Below are 14,722 nucleotides of genomic sequence, written 5' to 3' on the forward strand. Positions count from 1 at the left end.
GTAACTGTTCAGTAGGTCTGCGCATTTACTGCGCTGACCGTACGAAAACATGGGCCAGCAGGCAAAAATCCCATTGCCGTAGGCAATTTTTAATGGATTTTTGCGCGTGACTGTGAAGGTACTGAACAGTTACGATATAGAATTTTTGTGACGGTCCAAATCGATTATGGTTACAGAAATTTTTTAAATATGGTATTAGGAGAGAATTGAATGAAATTACTTTGTATATCCCTTGGCTGCGATAAAAACCTGGTTGATGCAGAGCGTATGCTGGGTTCGCTGAGCCAGGACGGGTACACGTTTACCGATGACGAGCAGGAGGCAGATGTCATTTTGGTCAATACCTGCTGCTTTATCAACGATGCCAAGGAGGAGAGTGTCAACACTATCTTAGAGATGGCAGAGTACAAAAAGAGCGGAACCTGCAAGGCGCTCTTAGTCAGCGGCTGTATGGCACAGCGTTACAAGGAAGAGATCCTGCAGGAGGTGCCGGAGGTGGACGGTATTCTCGGTACGACCAGCTATGATGAGGTCAGCAAGGTGCTGGCGGAGGCGCTGAAGGGCGAGCGGGTATCTGATTTCCACGATTTGTCCGAGCTTCCGGAGACGAAGATGCGGAGCAAACGTCTGGTGACGACCGGCGGACATTATGCTTTTTTAAAGATTTCCGAGGGCTGTAACAAACGGTGTACCTATTGTATTATCCCGTCCCTGCGTGGACCGTACGCAGTGTGCCGATGGAGCAGCTTCTCGCAGAGGCAAAGGAGCTTGCGGATCAGGGTGTGAAGGAACTGATTCTTGTCGCACAGGAGACGACGCTTTACGGCGTGGATTTGTATGGAGAGAAGACCCTGCCGAAACTTTTACATGAACTGGCACAGATCGATGGAATCGAATGGATCCGTATCCAGTACTGTTATCCGGAGGAGATCACCGAGGAGTTGATTCAGGCGATCAAGACGGAGGAAAAAGTCTGTCATTACCTGGATATTCCGATCCAGCACGCGAGCGATGCCGTTCTCAAGCGGATGGGACGCCGCACGAATCAGGCGGAGCTTCGGGAGCGGATCGCGCATCTGCGGGAAGAGATCCCGGATATTGCACTCCGCACGACCTTAATTTCCGGTTTCCCGGGTGAGACACAGGAGGATCATGAGGAACTGATGCGGTTCGTCGATGAGATGGAATTTGACCGCCTGGGCGTGTTTGCATACTCTGCAGAAGAGGACACACCGGCAGCGGATATCCGGATCAGGTACCGCAGGAGGTCAAGGAAGACCGCCGCGACGAGATCATGGAGCTGCAGCAGGAGATTGCCTTTGAGAAAGCCGAGGATATGAAAGACCGTGTGCTTGAGGTTATGATCGAGGGAAAAGTGGCAGACGAGAATGCTTTCGTGGGACGTACCTATAAAGACGCGCCGAACGTAGATGGTTTGATTTTTGTCAATGCGGATGTTCCGCTGATGTCCGGCGATTTCTGCCGTGTCCGCGTAACGGGAGCACTCGAATATGATTTGATAGGAGAGTTGGCTGATGAATTTACCGAATAAGCTTACGACGCTTCGCGTCATCATGATTCCGTTTTTTGTGTTTTTCCTTCTCTGGCAGAATGGTGAAAACCGCACCTTCCGTATGATTGCACTGGCACTGTTTATCATAGCCAGCCTGACCGATCTTCTGGATGGAAAGATTGCCAGAAAGTACAATCTGGTTACGAACTTTGGAAAATTTATGGATCCGCTCGCGGACAAGCTTCTAGTGTGCTCGGCGCTCATCTGCCTGATTGAGCTGAACGCGCTTCCAGCCTGGATGGTTATCATCATCATCAGCCGGGAGTTTATCATCAGCGGATTCCGTCTGATCGCCTCGGACAACGGAGTTGTCATCGCCGCCAGCTATTGGGGCAAATTTAAGACGACGTTTCAGATGGTATCGGTGGTGTTATTGATTCTGGATATTCCGGCGCTTGCGTTTGTCACAACGATCTGTGTCTGGATCGCGTTGCTGCTGACGATTGTGTCACTTGTTGATTATATTTACAAGAATCATAAAATACTGACAGAAGGGAGTATCTGATATGATAGTCGAACTGATCTCGGTAGGAACAGAGCTGCTGCTTGGCAATATCGTCAATACCAATGCGCAGTATTTATCGGAAACGTGTGCAAAGCTGGGGCTTAACGTCTATTACCAGACGACGGTAGGGGACAACCGGGAGCGCATGACAGAAGTCTTCCGGACGGCGCTCTCAAGAGCCGATCTCGTTATCATCGGCGGCGGTCTGGGACCGACGGAGGATGATATCACGAAGGATGTCTGCGCGGAGCTGATGGGAATGCCGTTAGTCGAGGATCCGGAGGTGCGGGCACATCTGGAGGACTGGTACCGGCAGCGCAAGCGCACCGATATTCCGGATAGCAACTGGCGTCAGGCGCTGGTGCCGGAGGGCGCGGTGGTATTTTCCAACACAAACGGTACAGCTCCGGGACTTGCCCTGGAGAAAAACGGTAAGACCGCGATCCTTCTTCCGGGACCGCCGAACGAACTGTATCCGATGGTGGAAGATCAGGTTTGTGCTTATATTCAGAAACGATCTGACTGTGTGATCTATTCCCAGATGCTCAAAATCTGCGGATACGGGGAGAGCAAGGTGGAGGAGATGCTTCTCGACCTCATCGACCAGCAGACGAACCCGACGATTGCGACCTATGCAAAGACGAAAGAAGTACATCTGCGCGTGACCGCGAGAGCCGAGAGCGAAGACGCGGCAAAACAGCTGTTAAAACCGGTTATCAAAGAGATCAAGAAACGGTTCGGTAATGCGGTTTACACGACAGATGAGCATGAGAATCTGGAGGATGTCGTTGTCCGCCTCTTAAAGAAATACGACCTGACTGTGACAACCGCAGAGTCCTGCACAGGCGGTCTGATCGCCGGACGCATCGTCAACGTGCCGGGGGCTTCAGAGGTCTTTAACGAGGGATACGTGACGTATTCCAATAAGGCAAAGAAAAAGATCCTGGGCGTCAGTAAGGCAACCCTGAAAAAATACGGCGCGGTCAGCGAACAGACGGCGCGTGAGATGGCTGCAGGCGGTGTATTTACGACGGATGCGGATGCCTGTATCGCTGTGACCGGCATCGCCGGACCGGACGGCGGAACCGAGGAGAAACCGGTGGGACTCGTCTATATCGCATGTTATATGAAGGATAAAGTCAAAGTAGAGGAATACCATTCCGCGGAAATCGTGAGAAGGTGCGTGAGCAGACGGTGATTCAGGCGCTGGATCTGCTGAGACGGTCGATTATTAAGAATTATAAAAAAGATTGATCATGTAAAGGAGGGAGAGCTGACAGGCGGGGAGAAATAGCCGGAAACGTGCTGTTTTTAGAGCGCCATGGATCAGGCTCTCCTTTTTTAGGAGGCGGGGACGATGATTTGGTATAAATATCTGTATCTGGGAGAAACTGCTAAAAAGCATCGTTTTTCGATTCTACAGAAACTCCGCCTCGGAAAGGTACAGCCGGGCGTTCACGTGATCACGCCTGCCTCAGGCGGACACAACCTGCTTGACATCCTGCCTGCCTATGTGCTCCGGCAGAATTATTACCGGGAGCAGGCGGATCTGCTGATCGTAGGGATCGGCGCGAGCTACCAGGATGCCGTGGAGACGGTGGGGCGGATTGTGGATGAGACGTACCGCGAGACGGGTGGATTTGATGTGAAGACGTATCTGAGAGAGAAGGAAGACAGGCTGAGGAAAAAGAGGTAAGTATTTTGCAGCCTTTGATGAAGTTTTTTTGGACTGAAAATGTTTTTTGACCCCAACATCATAGGATACAGAGCTGATACATGAATTTGTCAATGAAAGAATAAGAAGTGGGAGGGGATGGATTGCTGCATATTTTGTTCATAATCTTGAAAATACTCGGAATCCTGCTTCTTGTCATTCTGGGACTGTTGTTTCTGTGCCTGCTGGCGGTTTTATTTGTCCCGATTCGATACCGGGGGAACGGAAGCTACCACAGTATCAAGGATTTTGGCGTGCATCTGCATATTCATTGGCTGCTTCATGCGGTGTCGCTGCGGATTGCTTATGAAAATGAGCTTCGATATGCGGTTAAGTTGTTTGGATTCCGGATTTTCGGGAGTGAGAGTGAAGAGAAAGATACGGAATCTGGGCGTGTGCGGGAAGGCACGCAGGCAGCGGATTCGGATGAGCTGGAATTTGTAAATGCGCAGGAGAAAACAGAGGATGATGATTTAGACACCGGTGAACTGATTTTGCGGGCGGAAGCAGCATCGGAGAAGACAGACGCCGCGATCGAGAAAGCGGAGGAAACGGCCAGGCTGCTGGAGGAGGCGGTGAAGAGACGGAGTGCGCAGAGGGAGGCGGAAATGTCTCAAGCTGTGAAGAATGCAGATGCATTTCCAGATGTGAAGGAGGCGGGAGTGTCCGAGGCAGAAGGAGAAACGCATCAGGCAAAGAATGAATTAAAATCAAATCCCAGCCAGGAAAAGCGTGAATCGTTCCTTCATAGAATCATTAGCTGGTTCAAACAAAAATGGAGCGCCCTGCGGCAATCCCTCTCAAAGCTGCTTACCCGAATCAACAACCTGGAGCACAAACGCCAATCCGTCCTTGCATTTATAGAAAATGAAGAAAATCAGAAGTCATTTCGCCTGATCAAACGCCAGCTCATGCGAGTTCTGCGGCATATATTTCCCAGAAAGCTGTCCGGGCAGGTTACGTTTGGCGTGGAGGATCCTTATTTGATGGGACAACTTTTGAGTGTGGCAGCTTTTTTGTATCCAGTTTACGGAAAGAAGATTGATTTGACTCCGGTCATGGATGCAAATGCGCTGGACGGGGAGCTTTCGTTCCGGGGCAGAGTCCAGATTGGCGTGCTGGCATTGATGGCGCTTCGGATCTGGATGGATAAGAATGTACGGACACAGGTTTATAAATATAGAAACCGAGGAGGAAGATAATATGGCAGACAATCAGTTTGCATCGACAATCGGTGCATTATTTCAGGGTATGGATGAGTTCGTCACGACGAAGACAGTCGTGGGAGAGCCGGTGACAGTTGGCGATGCGATTATACTTCCACTCGTGGATGTAACCTGCGGCATGGCGGCGGGCGCGTTTGGTCAGTCGGCGAAAGAGAAGAATGCGGGTGGCATGAGCGCCAAGATGACGCCGAGCGCGGTGCTGGTCATTCAGAATGGCATGACGAAGGTGGTCAATATCAAGCATCAGGATGCATTGACCAAGGTTCTCGACATGGCACCGGATCTCGTCAATAAATTTGTCGGCGGAAGCACCGGACCGATCGATGCGGAGACGATGCAGACAGCTGAGAAAATGGCGGGCGAGATGGAAGAGAAGAAATAAAGAAATTAAAATCAAAACGCTTCATAGAATGATCATAGCACACGATCGAATGTCAGATGTCTCTGGCAATGATCGCCTGCTATTTAACTTCTTTTGAAAACAGACATTTCAGAGAGGTATCATTCTATGAAGCGTTTATTTGGTTTAGTTCTTTTTTCAATGGGATTTGGCATGACCCTGGTGCTCATTTTCCCAAAGAATTTTCTATGGGTCAGCATCGCCATTTCTCTGATGATTGTCGGGTACAATATGTTTTGCCGATGAGATTCTATGCTTTTTCAAGCGGCAGAATCACTGTAAAGCAGCTACCCTCGTCCACCTGGCTGGATACCTTGATGGTACCGTGCATCAGGTCGATGATCCGTTTCGTGATGGAAAGTCCCAGCCCGTTGCCCTTTTCATTGGGATCAGAGTTCCTGCTGTAAAATTTTTCAAAGATCCGTTTCATCGTGGCGTCATCCATGCCGACGCCGGTATCGCGGATGGAGACACGCACCTTATCTCCTGTGATAACGAGTTTGGCAGAAAGCATACCGCCAGCCGGGGTGAATTTGATGGCATTTTGCAGGAGATTGATCCAGACCTGCTGCAGCATCTCACAGTTGCCGTAAAATTTGCACGCCGTCAAATCAATGTCGAGATTCAGATGCTTTTTCTCCCAGAGCGGTTCCAGCAGAAGAATCGCCTGCCGGATTTGTTCGTCGAGGCTGAACGTCGTGCGGCCGATCACGATCTCCTGCTTTTCCAGGCGGGAAAGCAGAAGAATGTTGCCGGTCATCGTGGTGAGCTGGCGCGTGCTGTCGATGATGATGCGCGTGTATTCATTCCGGTCCGCCTCTGAGAGAGATGGATCCTGCAGCAATGTCGCATAGCCCTCGATGGCGGCGAGCGGTGTCTTGAACTCATGGGAAACCGTGGTCACGAAATCATTTCGCAGCGATTCGATGCTGTTTAACTCCTGCACCATACGGTTAAAATTGTCGGTTAGTTCACAGATCGCCTGCAAAGACTTCGAATTTGGCACATGAACAGAAAAGTCTCCGTCTGCTACCTGCTTAGCGGCAAGGCTTATGGAACCGATCGGGCAGAGGATTTTCGACCAGAGGAACAGCGACAGCGCGATACTGAATGCAAGGCTGCTCAAAAATGACATCAGACTCGGAAAATTCGGACCGAAAATCCGAAAAACTTCGTGTTTATCTGTTCCGCTTGTGAGCAGCGAGACAAAATATCCGGTCAGCATCGGCATCAACGAGGACACCAGGAAGAAAAAGACCAGGAGGGTCAGCCAGTAGAGTGGAATCTGGAAATATTTGGTAAAGTTCTTGCTGATCATGCTTCTGTTTTCACCGCCTTATAGCCGAGACCCCGCACGGTCATGATGATAAAATCATCGCAGTTTTTAAACCGTTCGCGCAGCCGGTTGACATGCACATCGACCGTCCGTTCGTCGGTTGTCGAGTCAAGCCCCCAGATTTCGTCCATGAGCTGCTGCCTCGTGAAAATCTTATTTGGATAAGAAAGTAATTTATATAGAAGGTAAAATTCTTTCTGCGGCAGAAGTGTCTCCTGCCCGTTGACCGTGACCGTCAGTGCATCGTAGTCGAGAATCGTATTTTGGCAGACAATCCGATGCTCCGTCGCGAGCTTGGCGCGTTTGAGCAGGGCGCCAACCCGCAGAACCATCTCATTGACATCGATTGGCTTCACCATGTAGTCATCCGTGCCTGCCTGAAAGCCGCGCTGCTTGTCTTCGAAGCGCTCTTTGGCGGTGATAATCAGGATCGGCATCGTAAATCCACTCGTCCGCAGGTGATCAATCAGTTCATATCTGTCCATTCCGGACATCATAATATCCGAAATAATGAGATCTACATATTCAGAATCTAAAAGAGATAATGCTTTTTCGCCGCTTTCTGCCGGAAGCGCCAGATAACCATTGTTGGTGAGTACCGTGCAGAACAGGGAACGCAGTTTCGCATCATCTTCTACCACGAGAATGTGAAACATATCCGTAAAACCTCCCTATACTTCAATTAAAAAGATGTAATATCATAAGTACTCATAGTATACCACATAAGTTTAAACTGATTGTGAACGGTGCAACACATTTTTTTCACGGTTCGTTTACATTCAGTTTATATGTAGTTGAAACTCGTTTAAAAATGGGATGTTATACTAGGGACAATTAGGAAAAACCAGAAAGGAATATGCGAAATGAGTAAACAATCTTCTCTGATGGAAGCGGCAAAGCGGAATAAAAAGAAAACAGCCATCATCGCGGTGGTGGTGGTGCTCGTACTTGCGGCGCTTTTTATGCGTTTCAAGGGTGGCAGCAAAGGAGGTTCAGGCGGCGGTCCGGGCGGTCCGGGCGGTATGCAGGACACGCAGATGGACAATGTGGCGACGGTTGCGGCTGAGAATCCAAAGAGCGGAACGATTGAGCGGACAACCAGTACATCCGGTACTGTCGAGGCATCGGACGTTGTCTATGTCTATGCGAAGGCATCCGGCGATGTGACGGGTGTCAACGTCAGCGTCGGTGATATGGTGACAGCGGGTCAGCTTCTCTGTACGATCAATACCGAACAGGTTGAGACGGCGAAAAATGCGATGGACTCCGCCTCTGTTAACCTGACCGAGGCACAGAGCAATTTAAGCCGTATGCAGCTTCTTTATCAGGGAGGAGATATTTCTGATCAGGAATGGGAGCAGTATCAGAACCAGGCGAAGACGGCACAGTTAAATTATGAATCGGACAAAATTAACTACGATCGCAGGTGGAATACAGTTCCGTGACCGCACCGATCTCCGGCAAGATTGAGACGATGGATATTGATGTATATGATCATGTAAACCAGCAGGCGCAGCTCTGCGTTATCTCCGGTGAGGGAGATAAACGGGTATCGTTCTACGTATCCGAGCGTGTTATGAGCAACTTAAACCAGGGCGACGCGATGACGATTGTAAAAGATGGAACGACTTATGATGGTGTGATTACCGATGTCAGCAGCATGGCGGACGAGAGCAACGGTCTGTTTAAGATAAAGGCAGAGCTGCCGGAGGCGAACAGCCTTTCAACGGGAAGTACTGTCAAGGTAACAGTAACTTCTGAGCGTGCAGAGAATGTCATGACCGTGCCGGTAGATGCAATCTACTATGATAACGGCGTTGGAAATGTCTATGTTTACCAGGATGGAACGGTACATAAAGTGGAAGTCGAAGTGGGGCTTTATAATACGGAGCTGGCGGAAATCAAGTCCGGGCTGACGGCAGATGATCTCGTCATCAGTACATGGAGTTCCCAGCTTTATGAGGGTTCAACCGTTAACTTAAAGGGTGAAGAAACAGATGCGGCAGCAGCGGATGAAGCTGGAAACCAGAAAGCCGATGCCCTGGCAGGCTCTGGAAATGGACAGAAAGCGGGCGCTCCGGCAGATGGCGGAAAGGATCAGCCTGCGGGTGATGCAGGCACCCCGAAAGATGCAAAAAATGGACAGAAACAGTAGGACAGGAGGAATGTAAGACATGGGAGTAACGAAATATATCCTGAAACATCCGGTTACTACTGTCATGGCTCTGTTGTGTCTGGTTGTATTCGGTATTTCATCGGTCTTTTCGGCAAAGCTGGAGCAGATGCCGGATATGGAGACGCCAATGCTGATTATCATGGCAAATTATTCAGGCGCAGGACCGGAGGATATCAGCGAGCTGGTAACCGAACCGATCGAGGATGCGATCGGTACGCTGGAAGGTGTGGACACGATTACCTCCGAATCGAGCGATGGACGTTCGATGATCATGCTTCAGTACGATTACGGCACCGATATGGATGAGGCATATGACAACTTAAAGCAGAAACTGGACAATATCCAGCGGGCGCTGCCGGATGATGTGGAACCGAGCGTTATGTCGATGAACTCCAATCAAGGAGACAGCATGATGCTTTCGATTGCACATAAGACGCAGACAAACCTCTACGATTATGTGGATCAGAAGATAGTACCTGAATTAGAGCGAATTTCTTCAATTGCAAACATTGAGACGCGAGGCGGTTCTTCTAAGTACGTCAGCATTGAATTACAGTCTGAAAAAATGGATCAGTACAATCTGACCATGCAGGATGTTGCGAGTGCGATCAGCGATGCGAACGTGGCATCCCCGTCGGGTGAGGCAGATGCCGGAAACCTGGAGCTTTCCGTTACTACCTCCTTAAAAACAGAACAGGTAAATGAGCTGCAGGATATTCCAATCAAGACGCCGGCAGGACAGATTATTTCTCTGTCGGATGTGGCAAATGTGTATGAGGCAACGAAAGACCGGGGCGGCATTTCCCGTTACAACGGTCAGGAGACGCTCTCCATTTCGATTCAGAAGCAGCAGGACAGCACAGATATGGAAGTGTCCTCGGCTGTCAAAGAGAAAGTTGAAGAATTGATGGCAGATGATTCGGATCTGACGATCACGGTTGCAAATGATACATCTGACACGATTCTTGATTCCTTAAAAGACGTAGCAGAGACAATGGTTCTGGCGGTTATCATCTCCATGCTCATCATTTTCCTGTTCTTTGGCGATTATAAGGCGTCCTTGATCGTCGGAAGTTCCATTCCGACTTCGATTTTGATGTCCTTGATTGCGATCACGATGGCAGGATTTTCGTTGAACGTTATCACGATGAGTGCGCTGGTACTCGGCGTCGGCATGATGGTCGATAACTCGATCGTTGTACTGGAGAGCTGTTTCCGTGCAACGGCGGAGCAGGAAGACAAGGGGGCGCTTGGCTATTTTTCGGCAGCGCTTCACGGAACCGGCATTGTCATCAACTCGATCATCGGTTCGACGATCACGACCTGTGTCGTATTCCTGCCGCTGGCATTCTTAAACGGTATGACCGGACAGATGTTCAAACCGCTGGGATTCACGATCGTATTCTGTATGTCGGCGTCCCTGCTTTCTGCGATGACGGTGGTTCCGCTGTGCTATCTGTTCTACAAACCGAGCGAGGCGAAGCGCGCCCTGATGGGACGTCCGATTGAACGTTTACAGAAATGGTACCGCGGCATCATGGACCGTCTGTTAAACCACAAAGCGATGGTTATGGGATTTTCGGTTCTGGTACTTGTACTGACGGTAATTCTGGCGAGCGGAATGCAGACGGAGCTGATGACATCGGATGATACCGGTACGGTCAGTGTCAGCATTGAGACGCGTCCGGGTCTGAAACAGGAAAAGATCGAGGAGGCGCTGGCAGAAGCGGAGGCGATTGTTTCCGCGAGCGACCAGGTTGATTCGTACATGCTGCGTTACAACGGAGACAGCGGTGAGATCAGTGCCTATCTGAAAGATGACCGTACCATGAAAACAGACGATGTAGCCGATCAGTGGCAGAAAGAGATGGATAACATTGCAAACTGTACGATCGACGTATCGGCATCGACTTCCATGAGCTTCATGGGAAGACAGCGCGGCTATGAAGTGATTCTTCACGGCACGCAGTATGATGAATTAAAAGAAGTTAGTGATAAGATTGTCAAGGAAATGACAGCAAGAACGGATGTCATCAACATCCATTCCAGTATTGAGAATAATGCACCGATCATTACCCTGAAGATTGATCCAGTCATGGCAAAGGCGTATGGACTCACGGCTTCCAGTATCGGAACGACGATCAACCAGATGTTGAGTGGTATCGACGCGACGACACTTAAAATTGACGGCGAGGACATTACGGTAACGGTTGAGTATCCGGAGGGCGAGTACGAGACAGTTGATAACATAAAAGATATTATTTTGACGGGAACAAACGGACAGAAGGTGGCACTGACCGATGTGGCAAATGTCGTATTTGAGGATAGCCCGGCTTCGATTTCCAGAACCGACGGTGCATATGAGATCACAATCTCTGCCGATTACACCGGTGATAATGTACAGCAGCAAATCAATAGTGAGGTAATTACTCCGAACTTAAGCGGCACAATCAGCATTGGGCAGAACAGCCGTGACCGTATGATGAAGAGTGAGTTCAGCTCCCTGTACCGCGCGATTGCGATTGCAGTCTTCCTGGTATTCGTTGTCATGGCGGCACAGTTTGAGTCTGTGAAGTTTTCCATCATGGTTATGACGACCATCCCGTTCAGTTTGGTTGGTTCCTTCGGATTACTGAAGCTGACCGGCGTCAGCATCAGTATGACGTCCCTGCTTGGCTTCCTGATTCTGGTCGGAACTGTTGTAAATAACGGTATTCTCTACGTGGATACGGTCAACCAGTATCGCTCCACGATGGATCTGCGGACAGCGCTCATCGAGGCAGGTGCGACCCGTATCCGACCGATTCTGATGACAAGTATGACAACCATCCTCGCGATGATCCCGATGGCACTGGCAATCGGAAGCAGCGGTTCCACGACACAGGGTCTGGCGATCGTAGATATCGGCGGCCTGACCGCAGGTGTGATTGTCGCGCTCTTCATGGTTCCAGTATATTACGCACTGCTGAGCCGGAAACCGAAGGAAGAGATACCGGATGTGGATTAGATATAGGTTAATTGAAAAAATATTGTAGGAAATAAAATATTTGCTGCGGAAATTAAAATCAGATAGATCGGAATGGAGTGACATACATGAATCAAAATAGAAGATTCTGCCTGACCCGTCGGATTGCCTCTGGCGTGGCAGCCTGCTCACTGGGAGTATTCCTGGCGACAGGTGCGCCGGTCCAGGTATTGGCAGCCAGCCCGCAATTTGCATATTCCACAGAAAAATGGGCTTCGCTGCAGGATGATAAGCTCGAATTTGACGAGATTGCTGATCGGATCCATGAGTACAACAGCACAGTGGAGAAGAACCGGATCGAGTACAAGGATTATCAGGGCAAAGACAGCAATGAGATCGCGCAGGAATATTATGACGCGGCAGATGAGATCGAGAGCAGTATCGAGTACCCGGATTCAGATGATGCGAATTATGGTTCCGCACTGGCAGCAGCACAGAGAAGCGAGACTTCCGCGACCCAGATGCGCGAGCAGGGCGATAATAACGTCGATGATGCGAATGTTAAGGCGTGGGGGTATACGCAGACCGAGAAATCGTTGGTACAGCAGGCGCAGAACCTGATGATCCAGTACTGGAATGCCCAGGAAAACTTAAAGAGTGTGCAGAACCAGGTGTCCAAGGCAGAAAAAGACTATGAGACGGCAAACTTAAAGCTTTTATCCGGAAGCGCGACCCAGACGGATGTGCTGGATGCCAAGGAGACTCTTTTAAAGGCGCAGGCGTCCATCACGACGGCGGAGAGCAATATTGCATCGACGAAGGAATCCCTGTGCCAGATGCTTGGATGGAAATATGGCGCATCAGTAGAAATCGGTGCATTACCGGACCCGCAGGAACAGATGAGTGCATCGGTCAACCTCGAAGAGGACATTGCGAAAGCACAGGAAAATAATTATCAGTTAAAGATTCTGGCACGTCAGGTCAACAATGCGATGACAAGCACCCTTAAAGAGCAGTACCAGACAACTCTGACCAGCGGAAAGGAGGCAGTCAAGTCGAATGTCCAGTCGGCTTATCAGAATCTGAAGCTTTCTGAGGCACAGTATGAACAGGCAAAACGCAGCCTTGAATTAGAAGAAAAGACGAAACAGACCAACGACCGCAAGCTGGCAGCCGGACTTATCAGCCAGAACGCATACCAGAGCGCAACCTATTCCTATGAATCGGCATCCGTGGCAAAAGAGACGGCAGCGATGTCGCTTCTCCAGGCGCAGCTCGCCTACCAGTGGGCGGTGGGCGGTCTGGCGTCCACGCAGTAGAAAGGGGTGGGCGGATGATGCGAAATCTGAAAGGAAAATGGATGAACGCGGAAGCTGGGACAGAGCAAAAGATGCGCAAGGGGCAAGAAAGAGACCGAAGCGGTGCAAGTGCTTTGGATGTGCATCTGGACGGTTATAATGTGAAACGAATCGGAAAAAGCAGATTGACTCGTTCGATCGGAATTGCCCTGGCGGCTTGTATTCTTGTATCGAGCCCGGCGCAGGCGGCGAAAACGCCTTTGATTTCCGGCACTGAAAGTGATTCAGACAGCGAGGCAGATGGTCCGGCGCTGGAAGATGGCACCATAACCGAAAACAGCGCAGACAACACGATCGCCAGCCAGTCCGGCTCCTATACGGAGGAACAGCTCGCGGATTCTGTGATAGAGTACGGGGAACTGGAGGCGCTGGTGCGGCGCGGCAATGGAACGGCTGTCAGCGCCGATTACAGTTATCAGGACAGCCTTGCCGTCTACCAGGAAGCCTACGATGCGATGATTTCCGGTGCCCGGGATATGAACTATAAAGCAGATGAGCTCGAAGATGCGGGCGGAGATGAGGCACTGATCGGCACCTATGAGCGAAATGCACAAACGCTGTCGATGGCAGCGAAGCAGTATAAAAAGTCCCTCACTTCCTTAAATTCGGCGTCAAGCCGTGCGTCCAGAAACCGGACGGTCTGGCAGGTCGTAAAGACCGCACAGATCCAGTGGGGCACCTGCCGGCAGCTTCAGGACGAGGTGGAGGCGGCTGCCAAGACGGCAGAGAACTATCAGGCGCAGGTGGATCGCAAAGAGCGGGAACTGGCAGCGGGGCTTTGCACGGAGACGGATCTGCTGCAGGCTCAGAAAAACCTGCTAAGCGCCCAGACAGCATTACAATCTACGACCGATCAGGCAAATAAGGCGCTGCGCCAGCTTGCTATTTTACTTGGAAAGAGCGGAACTTCTATTACGCTGGGGGAAATTCCAGCCGTATCGGCAACGGAACTGGCTTCTATGAATCTGGATGCGGACCGCGCGGCAGCTGTCGTTGCAAGTTCCAGTGTCAAATCAGCCAGACGATCCTCCGCAACCGGAGATGCGGCGCGCAAGCTGCGCCACCAGCAGATCGAGGAAGCCGAGAGCGCCGCAAGCGCCTCAGCGGATGAGCAGTACGCTGAGATAGCGGCATTAAGCCTAGAACGTGACGCGGCGCAGGCAGCCTACCAGTCTGCCGAAAAAACATACGGCGCCACCCAGATTAAGTATCAGTCCGGTGCGATTAATAAAGCAACGTATTTACAGGGTGAGGCGTCTTATCTGCAGAAAAAAGCAGAACTAGAGACTGCCGAGATTTCCCTGCGGACGGCGTATGATGCGTATGAGTGGATGTTGAAAGGGGTTGCGTGAGGATTAAGTGATTGCGTTTCCTAAGATTGTATGTTTTGTATGGATATGTGAAATGGAATTTTATAAGATGGGTTTGAAAAAGGATGTGCCAAGGCACATTCTTTTTCATGCTTTCGG

Annotated in this window: 11 protein-coding genes and 2 pseudogenes; 11 read left to right on the plus strand and 2 right to left on the minus strand. The window is 50.3% G+C overall.

Annotated elements, in window-relative coordinates; all coding sequences use genetic code 11:
- The first annotated feature begins 210 nt into the window (after positions 1-210).
- The 6 genes and pseudogenes from rimO (at position 211) to DWX91_RS01460 (ending at position 5,400) form a co-directional block, all read left to right on the plus strand.
- Positions 211-1,552, plus strand: a pseudogene (gene rimO, locus DWX91_RS01435) (30S ribosomal protein S12 methylthiotransferase RimO).
- Positions 1,536-2,078 (plus strand): CDP-diacylglycerol--glycerol-3-phosphate 3-phosphatidyltransferase, encoded by a 543-nt coding sequence (pgsA, locus tag DWX91_RS01440; protein ID WP_118472670.1) that lies wholly within the window; start codon positions 1,536-1,538, stop codon positions 2,076-2,078. Before rimO ends, pgsA begins: the two are co-directional and overlap by 17 nt.
- Before the next feature lies 1 nt (position 2,079).
- Positions 2,080-3,332, plus strand: a pseudogene (locus DWX91_RS01445) (competence/damage-inducible protein A).
- 103 nt (positions 3,333-3,435) lie between these two features.
- A complete protein-coding gene (locus DWX91_RS01450) occupies positions 3,436-3,774 on the plus strand; it encodes a hypothetical protein (protein ID WP_118472669.1) in 339 nt (112 codons plus the stop codon).
- A gap of 122 nt (positions 3,775-3,896) precedes the next feature.
- Positions 3,897-4,994 carry a hypothetical protein gene (locus tag DWX91_RS01455; RefSeq protein ID WP_118472668.1) on the plus strand — a complete coding sequence of 366 codons (1,098 nt, stop codon included), beginning with the start codon at positions 3,897-3,899 and terminating at the stop codon, positions 4,992-4,994.
- 1 nt (position 4,995) lies between these two features.
- Positions 4,996-5,400 carry a GerW family sporulation protein gene (locus DWX91_RS01460; RefSeq protein ID WP_022360264.1) on the plus strand — a complete coding sequence of 135 codons (405 nt, stop codon included), beginning with the start codon at positions 4,996-4,998 and terminating at the stop codon, positions 5,398-5,400.
- Positions 5,401-5,668: 268 nt separating this feature from the next.
- Here DWX91_RS01460 and DWX91_RS01465 read toward each other — a convergent pair whose 3' ends face one another.
- Together DWX91_RS01465 and DWX91_RS01470 are read right to left on the minus strand one after the other, a co-directional pair.
- Positions 5,669-6,736 (minus strand): sensor histidine kinase, encoded by a 1,068-nt coding sequence (locus tag DWX91_RS01465; RefSeq protein ID WP_118538207.1) that lies wholly within the window; start codon positions 6,734-6,736, stop codon positions 5,669-5,671.
- The gene (locus tag DWX91_RS01470) at positions 6,733-7,410 is read right to left on the minus strand and encodes a response regulator transcription factor (RefSeq protein WP_118538209.1); all 678 of its coding nucleotides are present in this window, start codon (positions 7,408-7,410) and stop codon (positions 6,733-6,735) included. Before DWX91_RS01470 ends, DWX91_RS01465 begins: the two co-directional genes overlap by 4 nt.
- Before the next feature lie 207 nt (positions 7,411-7,617).
- Here DWX91_RS01470 and DWX91_RS17765 point away from each other — a divergent pair, with 207 nt between their 5' ends.
- The 5 genes from DWX91_RS17765 (at position 7,618) to DWX91_RS01490 (ending at position 14,605) form a co-directional block, all read left to right on the plus strand.
- The gene (locus DWX91_RS17765; protein WP_412693803.1) at positions 7,618-8,199 is read left to right on the plus strand and encodes a biotin/lipoyl-binding protein; all 582 of its coding nucleotides are present in this window, start codon (positions 7,618-7,620) and stop codon (positions 8,197-8,199) included.
- Positions 8,196-8,909 carry an efflux RND transporter periplasmic adaptor subunit gene (locus DWX91_RS17770; RefSeq protein ID WP_412693804.1) on the plus strand — a complete coding sequence of 238 codons (714 nt, stop codon included), beginning with the start codon at positions 8,196-8,198 and terminating at the stop codon, positions 8,907-8,909. The genes DWX91_RS17765 and DWX91_RS17770 overlap by 4 nt, the downstream gene beginning before the upstream one ends.
- 19 nt (positions 8,910-8,928) lie before the next feature.
- The gene (locus tag DWX91_RS01480; RefSeq protein WP_118472665.1) at positions 8,929-11,937 is read left to right on the plus strand and encodes an efflux RND transporter permease subunit; all 3,009 of its coding nucleotides are present in this window, start codon (positions 8,929-8,931) and stop codon (positions 11,935-11,937) included.
- An 86-nt stretch (positions 11,938-12,023) separates the two neighbouring features.
- Positions 12,024-13,214, plus strand: a complete 1,191-nt coding sequence (locus tag DWX91_RS01485; protein ID WP_118472664.1) for a TolC family protein — start codon at positions 12,024-12,026, stop codon at positions 13,212-13,214.
- A 14-nt stretch (positions 13,215-13,228) separates the two neighbouring features.
- Positions 13,229-14,605, plus strand: coding sequence for a TolC family protein (locus DWX91_RS01490; protein ID WP_118472663.1), 1,377 nt, complete (start codon positions 13,229-13,231; stop codon positions 14,603-14,605).
- Positions 14,606-14,722: the final 117 nt, after the last annotated feature.

The organism is Clostridium sp. AF22-10 (assembly GCF_003478725.1).
GTDB lineage: Bacteria > Bacillota > Clostridia > Lachnospirales > Lachnospiraceae > Otoolea > Otoolea fessa.